1 protein-coding gene is annotated in these 348 nt (G+C 34.8%); it reads left to right on the forward strand.

Annotated features, from left to right (window positions below; all coding sequences use genetic code 11):
• Positions 1-63: 63 nt before the first annotated feature.
• A partial coding sequence (locus FDW96_RS12805) for a DNA adenine methylase (RefSeq protein WP_170974710.1) occupies positions 64-348 on the forward strand: 285 nt, incomplete at its 3' end.

Raw genomic sequence — 348 nt, forward strand, 5'->3', positions numbered from 1 at the left:
CTAAGTTGCTGGAACTTATAGAAAACTGGAATAAATTTTACCAAACTAGAAAGACAATAAATAATGCTTAGTTTAGACGAGAAGAAAATCAGAAAAGGTAAACCTATTGGATTACCATACCAAGGAAGCAAGAAAAAGATAAGCAAGAAAATAGTTGAGATTATCAAACAGAACTTTGGCACAGACAAGCCGATATACGACATCTTCGGAGGAGGCGGAGCAATTACATCCGAATGTATTTTAAATGGCTTAGAAGTATATTATAACGACTTAGACAAGGATATAACCAACGCTTTTGAACGAGTTATCTCTCAAGACCGTGAGTGGATTAAAAGCCTTATTGTTTCA

The sequence above is a fragment of the Citrobacter sp. TBCS-15 genome (assembly GCF_005280815.1).
GTDB lineage: Bacteria > Pseudomonadota > Gammaproteobacteria > Enterobacterales > Enterobacteriaceae > Citrobacter > Citrobacter werkmanii.